The 25,896-nt window shown below is 53.3% G+C and carries 14 protein-coding genes; 12 read left to right on the top strand and 2 right to left on the bottom strand.

Annotated features, from left to right (window positions below; genetic code table 11):
* The first annotated feature begins 510 nt into the window (after positions 1-510).
* Both AMR42_RS05500 and AMR42_RS05495 read left to right on the top strand, forming a co-directional pair.
* Positions 511-3,099, top strand: a complete 2,589-nt coding sequence (locus AMR42_RS05500; protein WP_099532483.1) for a glycogen/starch/alpha-glucan phosphorylase — start codon at positions 511-513, stop codon at positions 3,097-3,099.
* A 444-nt stretch (positions 3,100-3,543) separates the two neighbouring features.
* Complete coding sequence (locus tag AMR42_RS05495) at positions 3,544-4,983, top strand: sensor histidine kinase (RefSeq protein WP_099532457.1); 1,440 nt, start codon at positions 3,544-3,546, stop codon at positions 4,981-4,983.
* Positions 4,984-4,998: 15 nt separating this feature from the next.
* Here the strand turns inward: AMR42_RS05495 and AMR42_RS05490 are convergent, their stop codons facing one another.
* Positions 4,999-6,963 (bottom strand): FAD-dependent oxidoreductase, encoded by a 1,965-nt coding sequence (locus AMR42_RS05490; protein ID WP_099532456.1) that lies wholly within the window; start codon positions 6,961-6,963, stop codon positions 4,999-5,001.
* Positions 6,964-7,080: 117 nt separating this feature from the next.
* A complete protein-coding gene (locus tag AMR42_RS05485; RefSeq protein ID WP_199858096.1) occupies positions 7,081-8,622 on the bottom strand; it encodes a DUF2079 domain-containing protein in 1,542 nt (513 codons plus the stop codon).
* Between the two features lie 95 nt (positions 8,623-8,717).
* Between AMR42_RS05485 and AMR42_RS05480 the strand changes: the two genes are divergently transcribed.
* The 10 genes from AMR42_RS05480 (at position 8,718) to AMR42_RS05430 (ending at position 25,794) form a co-directional block, all read left to right on the top strand.
* Positions 8,718-9,359, top strand: a complete 642-nt coding sequence (locus AMR42_RS05480; RefSeq protein ID WP_099532454.1) for a hypothetical protein — start codon at positions 8,718-8,720, stop codon at positions 9,357-9,359.
* Positions 9,360-9,455: 96 nt separating this feature from the next.
* Positions 9,456-10,046 carry a Uma2 family endonuclease gene (locus AMR42_RS05475; protein ID WP_099532453.1) on the top strand — a complete coding sequence of 197 codons (591 nt, stop codon included), beginning with the start codon at positions 9,456-9,458 and terminating at the stop codon, positions 10,044-10,046.
* Between the two features lie 717 nt (positions 10,047-10,763).
* Positions 10,764-11,261 carry a DUF2231 domain-containing protein gene (locus AMR42_RS05470; protein ID WP_099532452.1) on the top strand — a complete coding sequence of 166 codons (498 nt, stop codon included), beginning with the start codon at positions 10,764-10,766 and terminating at the stop codon, positions 11,259-11,261.
* Positions 11,261-11,878, top strand: coding sequence for a DUF2231 domain-containing protein (locus AMR42_RS05465; protein ID WP_099532451.1), 618 nt, complete (start codon positions 11,261-11,263; stop codon positions 11,876-11,878). The genes AMR42_RS05470 and AMR42_RS05465 overlap by 1 nt, the downstream gene beginning before the upstream one ends.
* Positions 11,875-12,813 (top strand): cytochrome c oxidase subunit II, encoded by a 939-nt coding sequence (locus AMR42_RS05460; RefSeq protein WP_099532450.1) that lies wholly within the window; start codon positions 11,875-11,877, stop codon positions 12,811-12,813. Before AMR42_RS05465 ends, AMR42_RS05460 begins: the two co-directional genes overlap by 4 nt.
* 84 nt (positions 12,814-12,897) lie before the next feature.
* Positions 12,898-14,580, top strand: coding sequence for a cytochrome c oxidase subunit I (ctaD, locus tag AMR42_RS05455; RefSeq protein ID WP_099532449.1), 1,683 nt, complete (start codon positions 12,898-12,900; stop codon positions 14,578-14,580).
* Between the two features lie 94 nt (positions 14,581-14,674).
* Positions 14,675-15,202, top strand: a complete 528-nt coding sequence (locus AMR42_RS05450) for a heme-copper oxidase subunit III (RefSeq protein WP_199858097.1) — start codon at positions 14,675-14,677, stop codon at positions 15,200-15,202.
* Between the two features lie 131 nt (positions 15,203-15,333).
* Positions 15,334-16,845: a GMC oxidoreductase gene (locus AMR42_RS05445; RefSeq protein WP_099532447.1), complete on the top strand. Its 1,512-nt coding sequence runs from the start codon at positions 15,334-15,336 to the stop codon at positions 16,843-16,845.
* A 408-nt stretch (positions 16,846-17,253) separates the two neighbouring features.
* Entirely contained in the window at positions 17,254-19,059 is a 1,806-nt protein-coding gene (aspS, locus tag AMR42_RS05435; RefSeq protein WP_099532445.1) for an aspartate--tRNA ligase, read from the top strand.
* Between the two features lie 651 nt (positions 19,060-19,710).
* Positions 19,711-25,794 (top strand): PAS domain S-box protein, encoded by a 6,084-nt coding sequence (locus AMR42_RS05430; protein WP_158234371.1) that lies wholly within the window; start codon positions 19,711-19,713, stop codon positions 25,792-25,794.
* The last annotated feature ends 102 nt before the right edge of the window (positions 25,795-25,896 follow it).

Below are 25,896 nucleotides of genomic sequence, written 5' to 3'. Positions count from 1 at the left end.
AATAACTTCAGTTATCAACTGCTCCCCACGCACCATTGAGTTTCCCAGACCCGGCTTTTGGGTGTTACTTTCCCCTAGACCCGGTTTGGGGTGATGGGTTCCACTGGCCACAATCAACTAACTCAATTAGACAACATCAATCCAGTTAGAAAACAGTCAGCCAGCGCCAGTGACTCCTCCGACCCGATCGCCCTGTTCGATCGCCCTGGTTAATCCAGGCCTCGATCGGGAACCCCGATCGCCACACCCGATCACCACGATTGAGATTTCCTAAGATTGAGATTTCCGAAGGTTGATACCCCAAAGGTTTGATTCACTGCACTGGTTGATTGAGTTGATAGGCAGTTTGGATATCCGGTGGGGATCGCTACGATCGGGATCAAGTCTATTTTCCCTTGAACCTTGGGCAGTGCCAGGGCCGGTTCCGGCTCCCTGCCCATGCCCGATCGTCCCCTTGGCCCCCACGGCCGTTCGGCCTCTCACCTGATTTCTTTACCCACCGCCGCCCCTATGACCTCTACCGGACAACCGCTCTCGAATTACACGGAATCATTTGACATTCAGGGAAACTACTGCCCGATTACCGTTCACGTGGAGGACGATCGCACCGGGATGGCCCCCGACACGTTGCGGCGTGCCTTTGCCGACAACCTGTACTACATCCAAGGCAAAAACGAACTCACCGCCACGCCCTTTGACTACTACATGGCGCTGGCCTACACGGTGCGCGATCGCCTGTTACACCGCTGGATCGCCAGCAACACCACCTACATGCAACAGGACGTGAAAACGGTCTGTTACCTGTCAGCGGAATTTTTGCTGGGGCGACAGTTGGGCAAGACCATGCTCAACCTGGGGATGTACGAAAAAGCCAAGCAGGTGGTTACGGAAGCTGGCTTAGACTTCAATCACCTGTTGGAATTGGAGCCAGAACCGGGGCTTGGCAACGGCGGTTTGGGTCGGCTGGCGGCTTGCTTTTTGGACTCGCTAGCCACCTTAGAGATTCCGGCGATCGGCTACGGCATCCGCTACGAATTTGGCATCTTTGATCAGCGGATCGAAGATGGGGCCCAGGTGGAGCGGCCCGATAAATGGCTGCGGTTCGGCAATCCCTGGGAAATTCGTCACCCGGAATTGACCGTGGAAGTGGGCTTTGGGGGACACACGGAACAGTACGTGGACGAGCATGGCCATGGTCGTTGTCGCTGGGTTCCAGCCCGACGCATTTTGGGCACGCCCCACGATGTGCCGATCGCGGGGTACAACAACAACACCGTCAGCACCCTGCGCCTGTGGAAAGCCAGCGCCAGTGAAGAGTTTAATTTCCAGGTGTTCGATCGGGGTGACTACACCGGAGCCGTGGCCGACCAAATCTTGTCGGAAAACATCTCCAAGGTGCTTTACCCCAACGACAACACGGCCCAAGGAAAGCAACTGCGCTTTGAGCAGCAATACTTCTTCGTGAGCTGCTCCCTGCAAGACGCAATCAACCGCTACCGGCGCGATCGGCGGCGGGGACTGGAATACCTGCACGAAAGCATCGCCATTCAGCTCAACGACACCCACCCCGCGATCGCCGTGGCCGAACTAATGCGGTTACTGATCGATCGCTACGATCTGGGTTGGAACCGCGCTTGGCACGTCACCCGCCAATGTTTGGCCTACACCAATCACACCCTGTTGATGGAAGCCCTGGAACGTTGGCCCGTCAACCTGTTCGAGCGGCTCTTGCCCCGCCACTTGGAAATCATCTACGAAATCAACCAGCGCTTCTTGGACGAAGTGCGGCTGCAATATCCCCACGACGAAGCCCGCGCCGGTCGGATGTCGTTGATTCAAGAAAATCCAGAGCGGATGGTGCGGATGGCCCATCTGGCCTGCGTTGGCAGCCATGCGATCAATGGGGTTGCGGCCTTGCACACGGACTTGCTGCAAAAGCACGTCCTCAACGACTTCTATACCTTCTGGCCCGAAAAGTTCCAGAACAAAACCAATGGCGTAACGCCCCGCCGTTGGCTGCTGTTGGCCAATCCTCGGCTGTCCAAGCTGTTTACGGAAAAAATTGGGGACGATCGCTGGGTCAAGGATCTGGAGTTGTTGCAATCTCTGGAGCCGTTGGCGAATGATCCCGAATTCCGACACCGCTGGGCCGAAATCAAACAGGCCAACAAGCGGGAACTGGCGGACTATCTGTTGCTGTACAACGATTTGGAAGTGGATCCCCGAGCCATTTTCGATATCCAAGTGAAGCGAATTCACGAATACAAGCGGCAACTGCTGGACATTTTGTATGTGATCTCGCTCTACCAACAGCTCAAGCAAAATCCCAGCATGGATTTGCATCCTCGGGTGTTTATCTTTGCGGGCAAGGCGGCCCCTGGCTATTACTTGGCCAAGCTGATCATCCGATTGATCAACGGTGTGGCGGAGGTGGTGAACAACGACACCTCGATCGCCCGGCGGTTGCAGGTGGCCTTTGTGGCCAACTACTCCGTATCCTTGGGCCAGCGCATCTATCCGGCGGCGGATTTGTCGGAGCAAATTTCCACGGCAGGCAAGGAAGCGTCTGGTACGGGAAATATGAAGTTTGCGCTCAACGGGGCCCTAACGATCGGGACGTTGGATGGGGCAAACATCGAAATTCGCGAAGCCGTGGGGCCCGACAACTTCTTCCTGTTTGGACTCACGGAAGCGGAAGTGGTGGCCCTCAAGGCCGAAGGCTACGATCCCATGGGCTACTACTACGGTGATCCGGAAATTCAAGGGGTCTTGAATGCGATCGCTGAGGGACAATTCAGCCGGGGCGATCGGGAGCTGTTCCGCCCCCTGCTGGATGCCCTGCTCTATCGGGATGAGTACATGGTCTTGGCGGACTACCGTGCCTATGCTGAAGCCCAAAGCAAGGTCGATCAGGCCTATCGTGATCGGGAATGGTGGACAAAATCCTCAATTCTCAATTCCGTGCGGATGGGTCGCTTCTCCAGCGATCGCACCATTCGGGAATATTGCCGCGATATTTGGCATGTGTCGCCCGTGCCCGTGTCCCTGGAGACCTATTCCCAATCCAATGCCGGTCTGAAAGTCAGCAACAATGCCTAGCTGATCCCACTGATCTCTTGAAGATATTCCCTATCCCAACACCGCCCGATCGCAAGATTTGGCGGTGTTTTGTCGTTTTATGCCTATGGGAATAGAATCCAAATTTGAAACCAAAGGTTTAAACAAAGTTCAAATAGAACAAGAAATATTCATAGAGAAAATCAGTATGATCTCCTAATGATCTCCTATTAATTGTTCATTAAAATAATCAACATTCATGGTTTTCATCAAATACAGTCAGTTCAAGCCCTTTCAGCACATCAATCCAAACATCGATCCAATTCGATCCATATCTGACTTGTAGCATTAATTACATCGTCTGAACATTATCAAGACCTGCCTTGTAGCATTAATTACACTGCTCATCACCTATTCTGCACTCTCTTTCCTAAAAACGAGGCTCGGTCATTGGATATTAATTCGCACTGTTCTCAGGAATCAGTTATGGTTACTAATAATAATGCTGCCAATAATGCTGCTGCGTTTAATATCAACGCAAATGCATTTCATGATCTCCAAAATGCCAACAGTCTGGGTGGAAAAGCAGAGGGAGATGATAAAACCTTTGATGCTTGGTTGGGCGATTGGGAATATGCGATCGATCGGACAGCCATCGTGGCCATTACCGATCACAAGGGTCAGATCATTTATGCCAATGACTATTTTTGCAAGCTTTCAAAATATGAACTCTCGGAACTGATGGGGCAGAATCATCGAATTCTGAACTCTGGCCATCACTCTGCGGAATTTTTCACGGAACTGTGGCAAACCATTTCACGGGGGAAAATCTGGCGCGGCGAAATTAAAAATCGTGCCAAGGATGGATCTGAATATTGGGTTTACACCATCATTGTGCCAATTGTGAGTCAACGAGGAAAACCCGTGCGCTATTTGTCAGTGCGCACGGACATTACCGATCGCAAGCGCATTGAAGAGGCCCTGCAAGCGTCAGAACTGGCCCTGCGGCAACGGAACGAGGAGCTACAAAAAGCCCTGGCGGATTTGAAGGCGGCCCAGGCGCAAATTGTGCAACAGGAAAAAATGTCGAGCCTGGGGCAAATGGTGGCGGGCGTTGCCCACGAAATTAATAACCCCTTGAATTTCATTGCGGCGAATATCAGTCCCGCCCAGACCTACACGAAAGAACTGGTGCAGTTGGTGGAGCTATATCGCAAAAGCTATCCCCAGCCAACACCGGAAATTGCTGCCAAAATTGAAGAAATTGATTTGGATTTCATGGAATCCGACCTCTTGGATATTTTGAATTCCATGAAGTTGGGCACTCACCGGATTTGTGGAATCGTGAAGTCGTTGCGCACGTTTTCACGCTTGGATGAAGCAGAGTTGAAATTAGCAAATCTGCATGATGGCTTAGACAGTGCGCTGACCATTTTGGGGCATCGTTTGAAAGCCCACGACGATCGCCCTGAAATTCAAGTCTTGCGGCAATATGGTTCGCTGCCCAATGTGATGTGCTATTCGGGCAATATGAACCAGGTGTTTATGAATATTTTGGTGAATGCGGTTGATGCGATCGAGGACTATCACCAGCAGCTCAAGCGGGGATTGATGCACCCTCGTTCCGGCAATGCAATTCCCTACAGTATTCAGGTCAGCACGCGCCTATGTGATCAAAATTGGGTTGAGGTGCAAATCACGGACAGTGGTTTGGGCATGAATTCCAAAACGATGGAGCATATTTTTGATCCCTTTTTCACCACCAAGCCGATCGGGAAAGGCACGGGTTTAGGCCTTTCCGTCAGCTATCAAATCATTGTCGATCGCCATCAGGGCGAACTGATTTGCACCTCTGAACCCGGCGAGGGCAGCACTTTCCTCATTCGCATTCCCGTAACACCGCCCCCAGGCTCATTCACGTCCTAAGGCGCTGTTTTGTGCTTACCACCACCAGCGCAATCCTTGGGCTTTCATATGTTCACGCACCAAGGAAAACCGATTTTGGGGCACAATTTCGGCCGCAATTAAACTCTTGGGTTGCCGGTGCAACCAACCGGCGATCGAACCAGCAGCGGCCCCCGAACTCCATTCGCTGTAGTGAATGCGGGTGACCCCGTTCACAATGTGGGAAACGGCGATCGCCTTGCCACCAATCAACAGATTATCCACGCCCCGAGGAATCAGCGCCTCGATCGGGACAGCCACCGGGCGCACATGAGCAATATCCGCGCTGGCGTTGGTGGCCTCGCCGGGGTCTTCCCAGTTGCGATAGGCACAGCCCTGGATATCGATGTCGTAATGCACCATGGAGATTGAGGTGGCGGAAAAGTCGCGCATATTCTCAATGCCCCGATGCACGTCGTTTTCCCGAATCATGAAGGCATTTTGGCGATAGGCACTGCGGCCCAAAATGCGTCGCCCCTCGCGGATATAGGGCATCAGGCTCAAGCCCGATCGCGTCCCCATCGGCGTGTTGGGCCCCGCCAAGTGCATCAGGGGAAATTCTTTTGTGGCCAGGGTTTTCAGCACCCATTCTGAAAAAATGAGCGCCCGCTCCTCGCCGTGGTGCAAGGCTTCCGTGGAAACGCCGCCCATCCAGTTGCGGTACTGATCCGTATCCATCAGCCGATCGCCCGTCAGGATCAAAGGCGGGTTCATCAGGTTCCAGTTATTGCCATAGCCCCAATTGATCATGGCCATGTCCCCGGGGCTGGGCTTGCCGGTAATTCGGTTATCCAGCCGCATACTCACGATCCGCCGATATTTGAAAAAGCTGCGATCGAGAAAGGGCGGAAAACCCCAGAGGGAAAAGGTGCGTTGGTGTTCGTGCTTGGGGAAAGTGGGTTGCAGTCGGCCCAGTTGCTTCAGGCTGCGACCCTCATCATTGGCGATCGCCACCACAAAGGGGAACGTAAAAGCCTGGGTGCATTGGGGATTGTCCCAATTGGCCGCATTCGGCTCACCCAAGGTGCGGCGCGATTCCGATCCCAACCGGTGCGGCACACGGGCCCAGGCCACCAGCTCACCGGTATCCGTGGCATCAATTACCGTGAACCGCTTGCCCGGCACTGGTTCTAGGCGAATGGGTGTTTTCCGAAACGTGTCATCGCTGTTCCAGGAATACCAAGCCGGCAGTTCCTGAGACAAGCGACCCGAGGGCACATAGTCCGCCCGAGGTGTGCGCCGCACTGCGTAGATCGCCGTAATATTGTGGCCCGTTGCATCAAAAGCTGCGCCCTTGAAGGCTGTGGCACTGCTCCAGCGGCTACCGGGAGCCAATTGGGCGGCCGCGGCCAACGCCTCTCGCGCGGCCACATCGCCGGCCGAAGCGGGAAAGCATAGGGAACCAACCCAGCAGCTATCCACCTCGCGCACGGTTTTGATCGGCTGGTTGCGATCGGCCCAGCGTGGAATCTTGACCGGTTGGCGATAGATGCGCGATTTAAAGGCTTTCCAGCTTTCCGAGAGGTTGCCGGCCAAAATCATGTCCGCCGACTCATCGATCGCCGACACGCCTTGGGTGCTAATTTGCCCTCCAATCCAGGGCGACACCTCAATCACGCAGGTTCGTGCGCCCGACTGCATGGCATGAACGGCGGCCCCCACGCCCCCCAAGGATCCGCCCACCACTACCACTTCGCATTGCCAAACCTCTTGGGCCTGGGGCAGGGGCGACAATACGGGCCGGCCATTGCTGCCAAAGGAAGCCGTGATCCGGAGTTCGTTGGCCAAGTCCTTGGCGGGGCCCGGGGTGACGCTGAGGGGTTGCAGATCGTTCGGCGGTGGCAACTGTGAGTTGATGGCATCGGGGCGATCGAACGCAGCCAGGGTTGCGCCCGCCACAACAACCCCCAGTCCCAGGGTCACTTGTCCAAACCGTTGCCACAACCCAATCAGTCGCTGCATGTTGCCGTCTTATCCTTGGTTGCCGAAAGGCGAGGGGAATGGAAAAGGGTGCGATCGCCCGCGAAAATCACAGAAATTACGGAAATTAATGCTGACTGGCGATGCGCTCGTACTAGGCTAGCGCTGAAAGAGGACGATCCCACCGCGATCGAAGGCGATTTTGTAGGCCGGATTCGATCGCAATTCCCGATCCAATGATTGAGCAAACTCATGGGTGCTGCCCCAGCCCGGATGTTTCAGGTTCAGCAACACCCAATCGTATTCGGCCCAGTTGGGCGGCGGCGCGGTGGCGATCGTTTGGCGCAGCATAGTGCGGTGGCTGAGGTGGGGCCCCAAATCAGCGGTGGTGAGGATGCCGCCTCGTTGATTGGCGGGGATCGATCGCTCCTGGGTTTGGATTAAGGCGATCGCCGCGCGACTGTCCGCCCAAGTGTCCAGTTCCGCCAAATAAATGGAGCCAAAATAGCCGAATTTGGCCAGGGCTAAAAAGCCAATCAGTGACCAAACCCAAATGGCCCGTCCGCTGGCGATCCAACTACGGAGCCGATCGCCCATTGATCCCAGGCGATCGAGCCAATCCCAGCGTCCCTGCGCCAAGCTATCGATCGCCGCCACCAGCAAAAACGGCAAAATCGGCAGGGAATATTGATGCACCAAATCCCGCTGCTCGGCCACCGTGGACAGGGCATTCAACCCGATCGCCGGAGCCGCCGCCGCCCAGGCCCGCAGCCGGCCGCCCCCGAACCAAGGCAGCAACGGCCCCAAGATCAGCAGCAAATAGATCAGCGTATCCCCTGAGAACAGCTTCCCCAGCACCAGTTGTGGCTTCAGGAACAGATTCAACGCCGCCTCGGAAACACTGGAACCCAAGTAGGCATAGCGCCCGATCGCATCGTGGCTCAGGCCATGATTAAAAGCGGGGATCACGGCCTGGTTCACCACCACAAACCAACCAACCCCCATCCCCAGCGCCACCAGCCCGGGCCACCGTTTGCGATCAAGCAACAACAACCAAGCGCCCATGGCTGCCACCGTAATCGACAGCACCGCCTTGCAGCCCATCACCCAGACCAGCACCAGCGCCAGGGCGATCGGCCGGTTGGCTCGCCCCAGCCAAATCGCCCCCAGCAGCCCTGCGATCCCCATCACCTCCGGGTGGAAGTCAAACAAATTGACGTTGAACACCACGGGATAGAGCAAATAGGCCCAGGCGATCGCCAGGGATTGGCCCGGATTCAGCCCCGCCTGTTTCGCTAGCGCCCAGGCCGGGATCGCCCCCGCCGCCAGCCCGATCGCCTGCACCAAAAACAGCCAGTAAATACTCGGAAAAATGGCGTAGAGCAGCCCCACCCCAAAGAAGCTGTAGGCCGCATGGTTGCCCATGTGGTGCATGTCCGACACGGTGGAAAACGGCGTTTCGCCGCGCCCCATCAGGTAGGCCACTTGGTCATAAATTGCCAAATCAAAGGCCGTTGATTGCAGCAGCTCATGGCGCACCACACTGCAAACCAACAGCACGATCGCCCAAATGCCCACCGACCACCAGAGCGATCGGGGGATCGATCGAAACCAGCCGGCAATCTCTGTGGTGGCGATCCAGTTAGAGATCCAGGTTATAGATGTCCAGCGGGGCGATCGCATCTCGGGTTCCTGCGGCACAAATCGCCAACAGCCTACCACCGCCCGGCCCGTCCGCAGGGGGCAATGGCTAGAATCGATCGAGCCGCCGCCCCATTCCTCAGCCGCTCCCGCCCATGAACTATCAACAATGGCGCGATCAACTCTTTGGCCAGCCGGAACAAGCCGATCCCGTTTGTGCTGAGATGAGTCCCGAGTTTGATCGACTGCCACGAGATCGCGCTTTTGATTACATTGATCAGGTTTTGGTGGATGCGGAAATTCACCAGCGATTTTCCCGCAATCAAATTGGCTTCGGCTTGAACTACATTTTTTCTAATAGCTGTAGCGATCTGCCCTTTTGCTATTTGCGCTGCCCAGAATCTCGCATCATTAAGGGCATTCAAAACCTCAACTATCTCTATCAAAACTATTTTGATCGATACTGTTTTGCGTCGAGTCAGTCGATCCAAGAAATTGGGGCAATTCAAGCGGGCGATCGCCTAGAGTTTCTGTGCTATATGTTCTGGGATTTGTTTGTGGTTTACCCTGGCAGTGCTTCTTCATCGGTGATTGCAGCCAGCTTGGAGGTGATGAGTGCCGCTCTCGATCGCAAAAATGGCAACGCGATCGTCTCGGCAATTCATGGATTAGGTCATTGGGCATTACATGATCAGCAAGCCGTCGCCATTTTGGAGCAATGGTTAATGAGTCCCGGCACGCAAAATTCCGTGATTCGCAACTATGCCCTCCAGGCCAAAACAGGCTACATTCAGTAATTGAAAGTTGTCTATGATGACTCATCAACTAATCTTCATTACTTTCCCAAGATAGTTACGATATGCTGGGAAAAATTGCGCGATTGTTCCACAATCATGATTGCTGCTCCCCAATTCCTTAGCCCTGACGAGTATTTGGCTCTTGAAGCCCAAAGCGATATTCGGCATGAATACCTCGATGGGCAAGCCTATGCCATGGCCGGTGGCACAGATGCGCATACGACGATCGCGCTAAATTTGGCGAGCGAACTGCGATCACACCTGAGAGGAACTGGTTGCCGTGTCTTTATGTCGGATATGAAGGTGCAGATTAATCAGGGCACGAAGTTTTTTTATCCCGATGTGATGGTGACTTGTGATCCGGGCGATCGCAATCAGCCGCTTTATAAATCAGCCCCTTGTTTGATTGTGGAAGTGTTATCAAATTCTACGGAAGCATTCGATCGGGGACGCAAGTTTGCCGCCTATCGCCATCTTGAGAGCCTGCGAGAATACGTTTTAATTTCTGCTCAACAGCCCCAAGTGGATATTTTTCGGCGCTCCGCAGCGGGTCAATGGGTATTAGAAAGTTACGAAGGCATCGATGCGAAATTGGTTTTGGAAACTGTAAATTATCAAGCTGGGTTCGATCACCTTTATGAAGATGTGATTTTTGATCAGATTCCTCCGGAACTACTTGAAATTTAAAAAATTTCAGTTCCTCTCTCTGGCGATTGATTCCAGAGTTGGAAATTTTCAGAGGCTAGTGAATGACTAGGCCAGCATTTTGAACTAAATAGAATTTCAGCTAAGAAAACCTAAAAATCAGCTCTGCCTTGAACTAAATAATTAATTTTGAATTAATCAAAGTGTTATTCAACATACAAAAACCTTAATTTTTAGTATGAAGACATTATTGAATTAGTGTTCAATGAACCTGACATTGAGGCTTGGTCGCACAGATTGATAGATAGAGAATCTATAGAAAAATGAGCAAGTTGGCATCCAACTTTCAAAAAATTCTGAAAAATGTGAAGCAATTGGTAATAATTTGGATAAAAATCTTAAAAAAACCAGTATAACTTACTGACATTTCCTATGTATCCACTAAACTAATAGGCGAAATGGTCAGCATTCATTTCAATTAAACAGTAGCCCAGTTTACAAAATACCTTTTTGCGTTGAAACCTTTGATCAACACGCAGCGGTCAGTTTTTGATGAATTTATCATCACTGGCTGTCAGCCTCATGAATTGTGTTTCGTCGAGTAATCGGATTTTGAAAAATCGGCTTGCAAACGGTTGTTCCTTCATGAAATATCGTTGCCATTGGTGACAATGTTAATAGTGACTAAATTGCGAAATTTATGATAATTATTGACCAATAGACCGGTATATTCAATCAATTGACAGACTTTTGACCAATATGTTGGAGTATCTCCCCCCGCTCAACGATCATAATTTGCCTTATCCAGATACGATGCACCCAATCGTGGTGCATTTTGTCATTGCGATGGTGTTATTTTCGGTTTTATGCGATGGTATTGCCTACTTCACGCGCAATCCACGATTCTATGAAGTGAGCTGGTGGAATTTGTTTTTTGCAACCATTTCTATCTTCGTTGCCATTATTTTTGGGCAAATCGAAGCGGGCTTAGCTGAACCCTACAATGCTGCCGAAGCCACTTTGAATCTGCACACGCTTCTGGGTTGGTCTCTGTCGGGAATTATCGCAGCAATGACCGCTTGGCGCTATGTGTTGCGATCGCGCGATCCAAAAACCTTGCCCAATGCTTTTTTAGGGGTGGGAGTTTTGATGACCGTAATTGTGTGTTTCCAAATTTATCTGGGTGATGTTTTGGTTTGGGTCTACGGACTTCATACCGTGCCCGTGGTTGAGGCAGTGCGGGAAGGATTGTTGTAATGAATAATGATTTGATTGAGCAATTACAAAATCAGTTGGGGATCAATGGACTACCCTACACGATTCCGATTCATCCCAACTTGGTGCATTTGACCTTGGGCTTGTTTATTGTGGCGATCGCCTTTGATATTGTTGGGGTTTTGTTTCCCCTCGAAAAGCCGGTTTTCAAGTTTTTAGCGATTCCTGCCACGCGCTCTAATTTTTTTGATGTGGGCTGGTACAACATGCTAGCCGGGGCGATCGTCACCTTTTTGACGGTGGCTGCGGGCTTTTATGAAATGTTATTAGCTCGTCCACCAGCAGATGTGAAAAGTGCCTGGGGTTTGCAGGCCATGGAAACCATGTTGTGGCATGGCGTGGGTGGCGTTGTCCTGTTGTTATTAATTGTGGGCATGACCGTTTGGCGAGGATTTCAGCGATTTGTTTGGATGAAAGATCGATCGCGCCAAGTGCAATGGAGCTATCTTTTAGTGGGGCTAATCATCTTTGGTTTGATGTTTGTTCATGGAACCTTGGGGGCACAATTAGCCGCTGAATTTGGTGTGCATATCACCGCCGATCGCCTGTTGGATTTGGGTGAAAATCCTAACCTCGTTTTGAAATCATTCAATCCATGAAGATTCGCACCATCCTCACCCTAGGAACCCTAGCGATCGCCCTGGCCCTCGTCAGTTGGTGGATGGGGGAGCAGTCCTATACCTGGTTTCCTCCCCAAGCCTCGGCGGAATCCCAACTGATCGATCGCCTATTCAGCTTTTTAGTGGCGATCGGGACATTTATTTTCCTAGGCGTGGTCGGAACGATCGTTTATGTGGCGTTGTTTCAACAAGCCAGTAAATATGACACCAGCGACGGCCCGCACATTGAAGGAAACGTCACGTTGGAAATAGTCTGGACGGCGATTCCCTTCATTCTTGTCGTTGGAATTGCTGGCTACAGCTACCACATTTACGATCGCATTTCTATCTTGGGCCCCATGGAGCATGTGCATGAATCAATGGCACATAACATGGCATCAGAGACTCCAGCGATCGCTCCGGTTGCTGCTGAATCAAATGATAGCAATGCGATCGCAAATCCAGAGGTCGTGATTGCTGTGAAGTCTCGACAATGGGCTTGGGAATTCTATTACCCCGATCGGCAAGTCACCACGGCTGAATTGCATTTGCCAGCCGACCAACGGATCAGTTTGCAACTCACCTCGGAAGATGTCATCCACGGGTTTTATATTCCAGCCTTTCGGGTGAAGCAAGATATTATTCCAGGGCGTGCTATTACCCTGAAATTTACGCCCATCCGCGAAGGTCGATATCGTTTGCGCGACTCTCAGTACAGCGGCACTTACTTTGCGGCCATGCAAGCCGATGTGGTGGTGGAATCATCCGATTCCTATCAGCAATGGCTGACGGATGCGGCAAACCAACAGCCCACCGCCGCCTATAACCAAGCCTTTGATGAATTCCAGCGCTCCCCCGGTGGACGCACTGGCTGGCAAACAGTGCAACCAGCGCCGCCGCCCCTCGTGAACTATCCCGGCAAAGGAACCAGTTAGCGATTAGCTGTTTTGCTCAACCCAGTTTCATTAGGTTTTGATCGAAGATCTCGGCATTCCAGAATCATTTCCTCCAACCGATTTATGACCAATCTTGCTACCGAATCGATCGCTGCTTCTCAGCCACCCATGCCCGGAACGCCCAATGACTGGAAGCGCTTTTTTAGCTTCAGCACCGATCACAAAGTGATTGGGATTCAGTACCTAGTAACCTCCTTCTTTTTCTTTCTGGTGGGTGGCATTTTTGCCATGATTATTCGGGGCGAATTGATCACACCGGAGTCGGATTTGGTTGATCGCACCGTTTACAATGCCATGTTCACCATGCATGGCACAGTGATGTTGTTTTTGTGGACATTTCCTTGTCTGTTGGGTCTAGGAAACTATCTCGTGCCCCTGATGATTGGCGCAAGGGATATGGCTTTTCCTCGGCTGAATGCGATCGCCTTTTGGATGGTGCCCGTCTTCGGCACAATTTTGATGGCGAGTTTTTTGGTGCCGGGCGGCCCGGCCCAAGCCGGTTGGTGGGCCTATCCACCCGTCAGCCTCCAAAATCCCACGGGCAACCTGATCAATGGTCAGATGCTGTGGCTATTGGCGGTGGCGATTTCCGGCGTTTCGTCGATTATGGGCGCGGTGAATTTTGTCACCACGATCGCCCGCATGCGTGCCCCTGGCATGACTTGGTTTCGGATGCCGGTTTTTGTGTGGACGGTGTTGGCGGCCCAAATTATTCAACTGTTTGGTCTGCCCGCTTTGACCGCTGGCGCGGTGATGCTGTTGTTGGATCTCACCGTGGGTACGACGTTTTTTGATCCGGCCAAAGGTGGCGATCCGGTGCTGTTTCAGCACTTTTTCTGGTTCTATTCTCACCCGGCCGTTTATGTCATTATCTTGCCGATTTTTGGCATCTTTTCTGAGGTTTTGCCGGTCTATGCTCGCAAGCCCCTCTTTGGCTACAAAGTGGTTGCCATTTCATCCCTCATCATCACGGGTTTGAGTGCCATTGTTTGGGTTCACCACATGTTCGCCAGTGGCACACCGGGCTGGATGCGGATGATTTTCATGGCCACAACCATGCTGATCTCAGTGCCCACGGGGATTAAAGTTTTCGCCTGGGTTGCCACCATTTGGGGGGGTAAATTGCGCCTCAACACAGCCATGCTATTTGCCCTGGGTGGGCTGGTGATGTTTGTCTTTTCAGGCATCACCGGCATTATGTTGGCAGCAGTCCCGGTTGATATCCATGTGAACAATACCTATTTTGTGGTGGGGCATTTTCACTATGTGATTTACGGCGCAGTGGTGATGGGAATTTATGCAGCGATCTATCACTGGTTTCCCAAAATGACCGGGCGAATGTATTCCGAAGGGCTGGGGAAATTGCACTTTGCCCTAACCTTCATTGGCACTAATTTGAACTTCTTTCCCATGCATCCTTTGGGGTTGCAAGGGATGCCGCGCCGGGTCGCGTCTTACGATCCTGAATTTACGTTTTGGAATGTGGTGGCGAGCCTAGGAGCTTTTTTGTTGGGCATGTCTACCCTGCCGTTTATTTTGAACATGATTGGTTCTTGGGTGCAGGGTGAAAAAGCGCCCAAAAATCCCTGGCGGGCGATCGGGTTGGAATGGCTGTTGTCTTCGCCACCAACGGTTGAGAACTTTGAGGAACTCCCGATCGTGGTTTCTGAGCCTTATGGCTATGGCAAATCTGATCCCTTGGTGTCTAATCCCGACGAATTAGAGGTGGCCCATGAACCCAACTGAAACGGACTTGCGAGATGATGCATTGCCGGGAATTGCTGAGACCCATGATGACGCACACCATGCGGCCCATGGCCATGGCTCTCCTGGCGATCAAATGTTTGGTTTTGTGATTTTTTTGCTGTCTGAAAGTGTCATTTTCTTCAGCTTCTTCGCGGGCTACATTGTCTACAAAACCACTGCCCAAACCTGGTTACCAGAAGGTGTTTTGGGACTGGAGGTGCGCGAGCCGGCCATCAACACGGTCATTTTGGTGTCTAGCAGCCTCACGATTTATCTGGCGGAGCGCTATTTGCACGTTAAGCAGCTCTGGGGCTTTCGGGCATTTTGGCTGCTGACGATCGCCATGGGTAGCTACTTCTTGTATGGCCAGGCGATCGAGTGGAGCCACTTAGACTTTGGATTCACCGACGGGGTGTTTGGCGGCACGTTTTATTTGCTCACGGGGTTCCATGGTCTGCACGTCTTTGCCGGTGTATTGCTGCAACTAATCATGTTGGTGCGATCGTTCATTCCGGGTAATTACGATCGCGGCGAATTTGGCGTGGCTTCGACCTCATTGTTTTGGCACTTTGTGGATGTGATTTGGATTATTTTGTTCCTGTTGATTTACATCTGGCAATAACCCAAAAACAATCAAGATGAGGATCACAGGCGATTTTGAATAAGGTCAGCGATCACCCACCCAACCCTTCCCAATGTCAGTGAATCGGCAAGCAATTGTTTCAGTAGCTGAGTAGTCAGGACGATCTAATTATGATTATTGATGATTGCCATTACGACGTGATTATTATTGGTACTGGCGCGGGTGGCGGGACGCTAGCCCATAAATTAGCACCCACCGGCAAGCGTATTTTGATTCTTGAACGGGGAGATTTTATGCCCCTTGAAGAACAAAATCGCAGCAATGTGGATGTTTTTAAACGTGAGCGATATCACGCGCCGGAACAGTGGTACGACAACACGGGTGAACCCTTTTCGCCCCAAATGAACTACGCGATCGGGGGCAACACCAAAATCTATGGAGCCGTGCTGATGCGGCGGCGAGAACAGGACTTTGCTGCCGTTACCCATCGCGAGGGAATTTCACCGGCTTGGTGTGTGGACTATGCAGAATTCGAGCCTTATTACACCGCTGCCGAAGCGCTTTATAAAGTGCATGGCCAGGCTAACCAAGACCCCACCGAGCCATTTCGGAGCAGCGACTATCCCTTTCCAGCGATCGAATCTGATCCGCAAATTGCCGCCATTACGGGAGCGATCGCCCAGCAGGGATTGCACCCATCTGCCTTGCCCTTGGGGTTAACTCGCCAGGACGATGACCCCACCAATGATTCCGAAGTGAGTGGCGTGTTGCCAGCGGTGGAATATCCCAACGTCACCCTCAAAACCAAGGCCAAAGTCGTGGGGTTACATACCAACTCCTCAGGACGCTTGGTGAAAGCCGTTGAAGCAGATATTAACGGCAAGCCCTATCTCTTTTTGGGAGATTTGGTGGTGTTGGCCTGCGGGGCGGTGAACTCTGCGGCCCTGTTGCTGCGATCGGCTAATGATTGCCACCCGCAAGGACTAGCCAATAGTTCAAACTTGGTGGGTCGCAACCTCATGAAAAATCTGATGACCGCGATCGTGCAGGTCAGCAGCAAAGCCAATTCTGGTGCGTTTCAAAAAACCGTTTGTGTGAATGATTTCTATTGGGGAGATGCGGATTTTCCCTACCCCATGGGTCATATTTACAATACGGGCGGCTTGCTAACCGATGTGATTTTTGCGGAAGCGCCGCCGATGTTTTCAGTGCTGGCGAAATTCATGCCGGGATTTGGGTTACAACAACTGGCGACCCGCTCGATCGGTTGGTGGATTCAAACGGAAGATTTGCCCAATCCCAATAACCGAGTTTACCTGGATCAACACAAGCTTTGCATTGACTATCAACCCAACAATACGGAAGCCCATGATCGCCTCACCCACCGCTGGATTGATGTGTTGAAATCCCTAGAAAAGCAGCTCGATGGTTTCCCGGTGGGCACAATCCATCCTCGCGGAGAAATTCCGGTGCAGGTGATGGCCAACCAATGCGGCACTTGTCGGTTTGGGGATGACCCGGCGACTTCCGTGCTCGATCGCAACTGCCGCGCCCACGATGTGGACAATTTGTATGTGGTGGATGGCAGCTTTTTCCCCTCGAACGCCAGTGTTAGCCCCGCCCTGACGATTATTGCGAATGCGCTGCGGGTGGGCGATCACCTGCTCGATCGACTGGCTTAACTGGCTGAATCAAAGTCTGAGGGCGAATGACTCGCAGCAAGACGGGGCGATCGCAACAATCCTTTACAATCAATCTGGGTGATCGGGCGCAGTGCCAAACCGTCGCCGGTTGTCGGCAAGTTGCGGCATTTCTCAGCGGGCCAAGCCGCGCGATCGGGGTAGGATATTGGACTTGCACCCCAGCGCATTTGCGTTTCGTCAAGATTTTTGCGAACTGACGCAACCGTCACGAGTGGCTTGGGGCAAGGGGCAACTGATCATCTAAAACCCTGATCTGCCAGTGCGAGATCGTAGGGAGCAAGGGGCTTAAGCCCCTTGTCTAGGTCGTAGCAACAGCTCCTTTCCTATCCAGCAACCGCGTCAGTTCTGAATTCGTCCAGTTAAGTTCCAGTCCCATTTTGAGTCACCATGCGTACCCACTACTGCGGTCAACTGCGCGCCGAACAGGTTGGTAAAACCGTCACCCTTTGCGGTTGGGTCGATCGCCGCCGCGACCATGGGGGAGTCGTGTTTGTGGACTTGCGCGATCGCTCGGGGATCGTTCAGGTGGCCTCGAACCCGGACTTGCCCGAATCGTTTCAAATTGCCGACTCCCTCCGCAATGAATATGTGGTGCGGATTACGGGAACCGTCACCCAGCGGCCGCCCGAGTCCGTGAACCCCAAGTTGGCTACTGGGGAAGTGGAAGTGCTGGCGGATCAAATCGAAATCCTCAGCGCCGTCAGCAAGCAACTGCCGTTCCAGGTTTCCACCTCCGAAAACGAAACCGTTCGCGAAGAGTTGCGGCTGAAATATCGCTATCTGGATTTGCGCCGCCCCCGGATGCAGCAGAACCTGCAACTGCGCCATGCGGTGGTGAAGGCCATGCGCCGGTTCCTGGAAGATGCCCAGGGCTTTATGGAAATCGAAACGCCCGTCCTAACCAAATCCACGCCAGAAGGGGCGCGCGATTACCTGGTTCCTTCGCGGGTGAATCCGGGCGAGTGGTTTGCCCTGCCCCAGTCGCCGCAGTTATTTAAGCAATTGCTGATGGTGTCCGGGTTCGATCGCTACTACCAAATCGCCCGCTGCTTCCGCGATGAAGATTTGCGGGCCGATCGCCAGCCCGAGTTCACCCAGCTCGACATGGAAATGAGCTTCATGTCCCTGGAAGAAATCCTGGACCTGAATGAGCAACTGGTTTGCCACATCTTCAAAACCGTCAAGAACATTGACCTGCCGCGCCCCTTCCCGCGCCTGACCTACGCCGAAGCCATGGATCGCTACGGCAGTGATCGCCCCGACACCCGCTTTGGGATGGAACTGGCGGACTGCTCGGATCTGTTCAAGGGCTGTGGGTTCAAGGTGTTCTCCGGCTCGATCGCGGCGGGTGGGATCGTCAAAACCCTGCCCGTGCCCGGCGGTAACGATGCGGTGTCCAACGTGCGGATCAAGCCCGGTGGGGATCTGTTCGCGATCGCCTCGGAAGCCGGAGCCAAAGGACTGGCCTTCATCCGCGTGCGCGACAACGGCGAAGTGGACACGATCGGAGCGCTCAAGGATAGCCTGACCCCGGAAATCACCGCCGAACTGCTGCAACGCACGGGCGCACAGGCGGGCGATCTGCTGCTGTTTGGCGCGGGCCCGGCGGAGATCGTGAACAAGACGCTCGATCGCCTGCGGTTGGCCCTGGGCAAAGAACTGAACCAGATTGATCCCGAAGCGATCAATCTACTGTGGGTCGTCGATTTCCCGATGTTCGAGTACAACGCCGACGAACAGCGCCTAGAAGCCCTGCACCACCCCTTCACGGCCCCCAACCCAGAAGATTTGGCGGATCTGAAAACCGCCCGCGCCCTGGCCTACGACATCGTGCTCAACGGCACGGAAATCGGCGGCGGCAGTCTGCGGATCTACCAGCGGGATGTGCAAGAGCAGGTGTTCGCGGCGATCGGGCTGACCGACGAAGAAGCCCGCGCCAAGTTCGGCTTCCTGCTCGATGCCTTTGAATACGGCACGCCGCCTCACGGTGGAATTGCCTACGGTCTCGATCGCCTGGTGTCGATTTTGACCGGCGAAGACTCGATCCGCGACGCGATCGCCTTCCCCAAGACCCAGCAGGCCCGCTGCTTGTTGACCGATGCGCCATCATCGGTGGAAGCCAAGCAACTGAAGGAATTGCAAGTGGCTTCGACCTACAAACCCAAGAAGCCGGAAGCCGAAGCCTCGGCCTAGGAGGGTGTCGCAAAAGCCTCAATTGCGACCTTGCGGATCTGGCAAACCGATGAAGACCAGAAGCTTCATCGGTTTGCCCCACGGCCGTTGATGCTTGGCCCTTGTCACCAGACAATTGGGCAGACCTCCTCTCAGCCTCATGACCTAAATCTCATTGCCTAAATCTCGTCGCCTAAATTACAAGGGCTGTCATCAGTAACTCGGTGACAGCCCTCTGTCTTTTTAAAGTGTTTTTAAAGATGGCTTGCGTTTGAAATCACGCAGACCTGTGACCTGTGACAACGGATCTGTTTCCCGATTGATGCAAATTAATCAGTACAAATAGACTGACTCGCTGTGCTTTTCTGGAACTACAATAAATTTCAAGGAAAACTCAGTAGAATTAATTCCTGAAAAAGGTTGAAAACCATACAAAAACATGATCGACCGTCATTTCTTGGGTTTCAACTACTTAGTTTGATTTGATACATGCTTTACATTTTTACTCTTTTTTACTAATTTTTTCGCTAATTTATATCTGTTTACAATTTGCCTGACTGACAATTAACGAAAGAGTTGGATAGCCTTGAGAAAATCAATGGGCGAAATGAGCAGCCCAGCGCTTTTTCCTGGGGTAGTAAATAATAGAAGAACTTCCCTTCTGCGATGCATATGGCTGCCTTGTCTGTCACCCTGACTCCTTTGGATCCGCAGGCTGCCTTGATTCAGAACCCGCTGATTGTTTCACCGGACACACCCGTGGTAGCGGCGCTCCAGCGGATGAGTCAGGTGCGATCGAGCTGTGGAATTGCGGAATCCACCGATCCTGAAAACAACAACCAGCAGGTGCTGCGAGAGGCTCGGGGGAGCTGTGTGCTGGTGGTGGATCAAGACCGCCCGATCGGGATTGTGACCGAGCGAGATGTGGTGCGGCTGTTGGCCGCACAAACCTGCTTGGATCAACTCACGGTCTCCCAGATCATGATCCAGCCCTTGGTGACCTTGCAGACCAAAACTTGTGAAGACCTGGACGTGATGGCGGCCATCACGCTGTTGCACAAACATGGCATTCGCCATTTGCCCGTGCTGGATGCAGATCGCCGGTTGGTGGGCTTGATGACCCACGAAAGCCTCTGCCAAACCACCCGCCCGATCGACCTGCTGCGGATGCGGTTGGCCTCAGAGGTGATGACCCAGCATGTGGTGGCGATCGCGGTCACCAGTTCCATGCTTGATGTGGCGCGGCTGATGGCTGAGTGCCAGGTGGGATCCGTGGTGATTGTGGAGCCGGGTGCAGCAGATGCAGGACAGCAGCCCGTGGGAATTGTGACGGAACGGGACTTGGTGCAGTTTCAATCCCTGGGTTTGGACTTTCAGCAGTTCACGGTGCGAGAGGTGATGAGCACACCGGTTTTCACCGTGGCCGCCGATAGTTCCCTGTGGTTGGTTCATGAGTTGATGGCCAAGCGCAACATCCAGCGCGTTTTGGTCATGGGCGATCGGGGCGAGTTGGTGGGCATCGTCACCCAAACCAGTTTGCTGCGGGTTCTGAATCCCCTGGAGCTATACAAACTGGCGGAACTGCTAGAGCACAAGGTGAACCAGCTCGAAGCGGAAAAACAGGCCCTGGAAACGCTGCATCACCAGGAACTGGAGCAGCGGGTGGAAACCCGCACGGCGGCCCTGCGGGCCAAGGCAGAACGGGAACTGCTGTTGGTGGCGTTGGCCACTCAGATTCGATCGTCCCTGAGCTTACAGAGCATTTTGGATACCACGGTGCAGGAGGTGCGGCGGGTCTTGCAGTGCGATCGGGTGAATATTTGGCAATTTCAAACCGCCGACAAGGCCCGGGCCCGGGTGGTGGCAGAATCAACGGACTTGCCCATTTCCATGATCGGCACGGAACTGGAGGGTACCTGGTTTCAGCATGACCAAGAACCGGTTTATCGGCAGGGCTACATCCGGGTTGAACCTGACGTGGCCGCCAGTGACATGGGCGGGTGTCACCTCCAGTTACCGATCGAGCTGCGGCCCCGCGCCAAAATTCTGGTTCCCTTGCTTTATCAGGAGGAACTGTGGGGATTGTTGAGCGTTTCCGAAAGCAAAACCACCCGAGACTGGTTGCCCGACGAAGTGAAATTGCTCAAGGGCCTGTCGGTGCAATTGGAAGTGGCCCTCAAACAGGCCATCACGCACCAGCAACTGCAACAGGAATTGGAAACCCGCACGCAAGCGGAAGCCTTCCTGCGGGAAAGCGAGCAGCGCTATGCCAATCTCGCGGCCGTTGTGCCCGTGGGCATCTTCCGCATGGATTTGCAGGGACGGCCCACCTACGTGAACGAACGCTACTGCCAAATTTTAGGCTGCTCCATTGAAGAGGGTCTTGATTGGGATTGGGAGCAAACCCTGCACCCGGACGATCGGGATTGGGTGTTGGCTCTGCGGGAGCAAAATCTGCGGGAACAATCCTCCTGTCAGTTGGAATGCCGGTTCCAATCGCGCGAGCATCGCCACGGCCCCGACCCCGATCGGGCCGTCACGTGGGTGGATATGCGGGTGGTGGTGGAGCGGGATGCCACGGGTCAATCGATCGGCTATGTGGGAACCCTCACGGACATCAGCGATCGGAAGCGATCGGCCCTCGAACTCCGCGAAAGTCGCCAGCGATACGCCAGTCTGTTGGCCGTGGCCCCCGTCGGGATTTTTCGCACCGACACTGCCGGCCATTGCCTATACGTCAACGATCATTGGTGTGAAATGACCGGCCTCGACCATCGGGCCGCCCTTGGTCATGGTTGGCAGCTCACCCTGCACCCGGACGATCGCGCCTTAGTCACCAATGGCTGGATGCAAGCCATCCAGACCAATCGCCCCTGGAAGGCCGAATATCGCCTGGCGCGTCCCGATGGAGAAGTGCTTTGGGTCTATGGCCAATCGGTGGTAGAGCGCAATTTCAACGGCGATATCGTGGGCCATGTGGGAGCCATCACCAACATCACCGATCGCAAACAGGCTGACTTTGCCCTGCAAAACCTGATCGAAGGAACCGCCGCCACTGGCCTCGATTTTTTCCCTGCCCTGGTCAGACATCTGGCCACCGCTCTCAATGTTTCCCACGCTTTTGTGGCCGAGCGCATGGGCAATCGAATCCAAGTGTTGGCCTTTTGGAATGCGGGAACCGTAGAAACGATCGCCACCTGTGCCCTCAACCACTTCGATCGGGAACTGCCCTACCCCTGGCACGGGGACTGCCACCCGCAGTTGCTTCAGTCTTTGTTTCCCCAAGTGCCTGGTCTGACGCAAATCACCGACAACAACTATCTGAGCGTTCCCCTCCAGGATTCCCACGGTCTGGAAATTGGTCACCTCTGCATCTTGAACCAAGGGCCCATTCAAGCGCCCCGCCGAGCCGAAACCGTCTTGCGCATCTTTGCGGCTCGGGCTGGAGCCGAACTGGAACGTCAGCAAGCCACCAACGCCCTTGAGCAGCTCAATCAGGATCTAGAAATTACGATTCAACGGCGAACCCAAGAGCTTTGGCGCGTTCACAATCTGCATAAGGCCATTCTGAACTGTGCCCCCTATGCGGTGATCGCCACCGACATCCAGGGGCTAATTACCACCTTCAACCCGGCCGCCGAGCGCATGTTGGGATATCGGGCCGCCGAAGTGATCCGCCAGCTTACACCGGAAATTTTCCACGACCGTCAGGAGGTGGCCGCCCGGGCTGCCCAGCGATCAGCAGAGTTGGGCGAGCCGATCGACCCAGGGTTTGAAGTGCTCGTGGCCCGGGCCCGCCAAGGCATTGTGGACGAAGATGAATGGACCCACGTTCGCAAGGATGGTTCCCGGTTTCCCGCCGCCCTTTCCGTGAGCTGCCTGAGGGATCGCAATGATCAAATCATTGGCTTTTTAGGCATTGCCCAAGACATTACCGATCGCAAACGTACAGAACAGGAAAATCGACTGCTCAAGGAACGGTTGGAGTTTCTGTTGGCTTCCAGCCCCGCTGTGATCTACAGTCGCAAGCTCGATCGACGCTACACCACAACCTTTGTTAGCCCCAATGTGGAATCCATCCTCGGCTACACGCCCCAGGAGTTTATTCAGGATGCAAACTTCTGGATTAGCCGAATTCATCCCCAAGATGTGGACAGGGTGCTCAGTGATCTCAGTGGTTCATTTGAAGCAGATCGCTACAAGTATGAGTACCGATTACTTCATGCGGATGGCTATTATTTGTGGGTGCGGGATGAAATTTACCTGGTGCGCGATGAGCAGAATCAGCCCCTAGAAATTGTGGGCTATTTTGCGGACATCAGCGATCTCAAGCAAACGGAAGCGATCGTGGTTCAGCAGGCCAAGCGCGAGACCCTGCTATTAGAAATTACCCAGCGAATTCGTCAGTCTTTGGATCTTTCGATCGTGTTTGAAACGGCTTGTCAGGAAATTCGGCAGCTCATGGAGTCCGATCGAGTTGGCATCTTTCAGTTTAATCCCGAGTCTCAATGGCAAGATGGCAGGTTTGTAGCGGAATCCGTTGATGACAAATATCCATCGGTGATTGCGGTTTCGATGGATGATCGCTGTTTTGGCGGAAGCTATTTCCAGCGCTATGCCCAAGGACAATATTGTGCAACCGACGATATCTATGACGGCAGCCTCAGCACCTGCCATGCGGATGTTTTAAAGCGGCTTGCGGTGCGGGCTAATTTGGTGATGCCTCTGCTTTGTAATGGAGCCTTGTGGGGGCTGCTTTGTGTGCATCAATGCATGAAAGTCCGGCATTGGGAGCTTTCGGAAATTGAATTAATTAAGCAAATCGCCAATCAATTAGAAATTGCGATTCAACAGGCCAGCCTCTATGACCGAATGCAAGCCGAATTATTAGTTCGCAAGCGAGCGGAAAGGCGAATCGCCCTTCAACTCCATCAACAGGAATTATTAGGCATTATTTCCCAACGAATTCGAGAATCGTTGGATGTGGCTGAAATTCTGCAAGTGGTCACCGACCAAGTGCGGCAGGTCTTTCAGTGCGATCGCGCAATCATACTTCAGGTGTTCCCAGATGGCCACAGCCAAATTTTTGAAGAATCTGTTGCGCCAGGTTTCCCAGTTCTCAAAAACCGCCAGTGGGCTGATGAGCATTGGTCCATAGAAATCTTGGAGCATTATTGGCAGGGAGAGCCACGAATTGTGCCAGATGTGATGAGCGATCGGTGGACAGATTGCCTACGGGAATATTCCCAAGCAGGACAAATTCAGTCCAAAGTGGTGGCTCCTATTTTGCAGGAGGTGCATGTTCACAGCGAAGATCGCTGGGTTTCCGTGGGGCACAATAACCGCCTGTGGGGAGTGTTAGTAATCCATGCTTGCCAGGAACAGCGGGTGTGGCAGGGGGCCGAGGCCAAACTTTTGCAACAAATTGCGAACCAGTTGGCCACAGCAATTCAACAGGCTAATTTATTTGAACAATTACAACGGGAGCTTCAAGAGCGCCAGCAGGCTCAACAGCAATTGACCGATCGCAACCAAGAATTGGCCGTTTCTAATCAAGAATTGGCGCGGGCCACTCGGCTAAAAGATGAATTCCTAGCGAACATGAGCCATGAGCTGCGAACGCCGTTGAATGCCATTTTGGGAATTACTGAAGGGCTTCAGGAGTCAATTTTTGGTCCCATCACTGAGCAACAGGAGCGCGTGCTGCAAACCATTGAACGCAGTGGCTCCCATCTTCTATCATTGATTAATGACATTCTCGATGTGGCCAAAATTGAAGCCGGACAGCTAGAGTTAGACATTGCAGCGGTTCCTGTTTCGCCCCTGTGCCAATCTAGTTTGGCGTTTGTTAAGCAACAGGCTTTCAAAAAAGGAATTCAACTGGCGATTCAGCTACCCCCCAAGTTGCCGGACTTGTTGGTGGATGAGCGCCGGGTGCGTCAGGTGCTGATTAATCTGTTAAATAATGCGGTTAAATTTACCCCCGACCACGGATCTGTTTCTTTGGAAGTTTGTTTGGGAACATCACGACGAGTCCCTAAACTGAACAGTAGTTTGGGAGAAACAGAAGTTCACCAGTTTTTGGAAATTTCGGTGGTGGATGACGGGATTGGAATTGCGCCAGAAGATGTCCGCAAACTCTTTCAGCCCTTTATGCAGGTGGACAGTGCTTTGAATCGGCAGTACACCGGCACAGGGTTGGGGTTAGCGCTGGTGAAGCGAATTGTTGAATTGCATGGTGGAGAAGTATCCCTCGTGAGTGAAGTAGGTGTTGGCAGTCGATTTACGGTCGATTTGCCCTGTGCAAGTACGCTGTCTGGGCCGGATCAACCGGCAACGGGGGCGATCGAGGCGGCGGAACCCAGTCCGGCCGTACCTTTGGAATCGCCGTTGATTCTGTTGGCGGAGGATAACGAAGCCAATGTCAGCACGATCGTGGCGTATCTGCAAGCGAAGGGCTATCGCCTGACCCTGGCCAAAAACGGCGAGGAGGCCGTTGCTTTCGCCAAGGCCGCGCCGCCGGATCTGATCCTGATGGATATTCAGATGCCGGTGATGGATGGTTTGGAAGCCACTCGCCAAATTCGCCAAGATCCAACCCTGGCCAATGTGCCGATCATTGCCCTGACGGCTTTGGCAATGGCGGGCGATCGGGAACGATGTTTGGCGGCGGGAGCCAGTGATTACTTGAGCAAGCCGGTGCGACTCAAGCAGTTGGCAGCCATGATTCAAGAATTCCTCGCGGCCATTTCCTAAGCTAAGGGGACGGCCGTGGGCGCTGCGGATCTCACGGGATCCCCAAAAATCTGCCGATCGCGGCGATCGTGCCCAGGAAGCCGGTTCCGGGATCGAGCGCGA

It is taken from the genome of Limnothrix sp. PR1529 (genome assembly GCF_002742025.1).
GTDB lineage: Bacteria > Cyanobacteriota > Cyanobacteriia > CACIAM-69d > CACIAM-69d > CACIAM-69d.
This window is presented reverse-complemented; position numbering and strand designations above follow the sequence as displayed.

What these genes read in the sequence shown, in the direction of transcription:
- AMR42_RS05500 (WP_099532483.1), top strand. Translation starts at nt 511, where the DNA reads ATGACCTCTACCGGACAACCGCTCTCGAATTACACGGAATCATTTGAC.
- AMR42_RS05495 (WP_099532457.1), top strand. Translation starts at nt 3,544, where the DNA reads ATGGTTACTAATAATAATGCTGCCAATAATGCTGCTGCGTTTAATATC.
- AMR42_RS05490 (WP_099532456.1), bottom strand. Translation starts at nt 6,963, where the DNA reads ATGCAGCGACTGATTGGGTTGTGGCAACGGTTTGGACAAGTGACCCTG.
- AMR42_RS05480 (WP_099532454.1), top strand. Translation starts at nt 8,718, where the DNA reads ATGAACTATCAACAATGGCGCGATCAACTCTTTGGCCAGCCGGAACAA.
- AMR42_RS05475 (WP_099532453.1), top strand. Translation starts at nt 9,456, where the DNA reads ATGATTGCTGCTCCCCAATTCCTTAGCCCTGACGAGTATTTGGCTCTT.
- AMR42_RS05470 (WP_099532452.1), top strand. Translation starts at nt 10,764, where the DNA reads ATGTTGGAGTATCTCCCCCCGCTCAACGATCATAATTTGCCTTATCCA.
- AMR42_RS05465 (WP_099532451.1), top strand. Translation starts at nt 11,261, where the DNA reads ATGAATAATGATTTGATTGAGCAATTACAAAATCAGTTGGGGATCAAT.
- AMR42_RS05460 (WP_099532450.1), top strand. Translation starts at nt 11,875, where the DNA reads ATGAAGATTCGCACCATCCTCACCCTAGGAACCCTAGCGATCGCCCTG.
- ctaD (WP_099532449.1), top strand. Translation starts at nt 12,898, where the DNA reads ATGACCAATCTTGCTACCGAATCGATCGCTGCTTCTCAGCCACCCATG.
- AMR42_RS05450 (WP_199858097.1), top strand. Translation starts at nt 14,675, where the DNA reads ATGTTTGGTTTTGTGATTTTTTTGCTGTCTGAAAGTGTCATTTTCTTC.
- AMR42_RS05445 (WP_099532447.1), top strand. Translation starts at nt 15,334, where the DNA reads ATGATTATTGATGATTGCCATTACGACGTGATTATTATTGGTACTGGC.
- aspS (WP_099532445.1), top strand. Translation starts at nt 17,254, where the DNA reads ATGCGTACCCACTACTGCGGTCAACTGCGCGCCGAACAGGTTGGTAAA.
- AMR42_RS05430 (WP_158234371.1), top strand. Translation starts at nt 19,711, where the DNA reads ATGGCTGCCTTGTCTGTCACCCTGACTCCTTTGGATCCGCAGGCTGCC.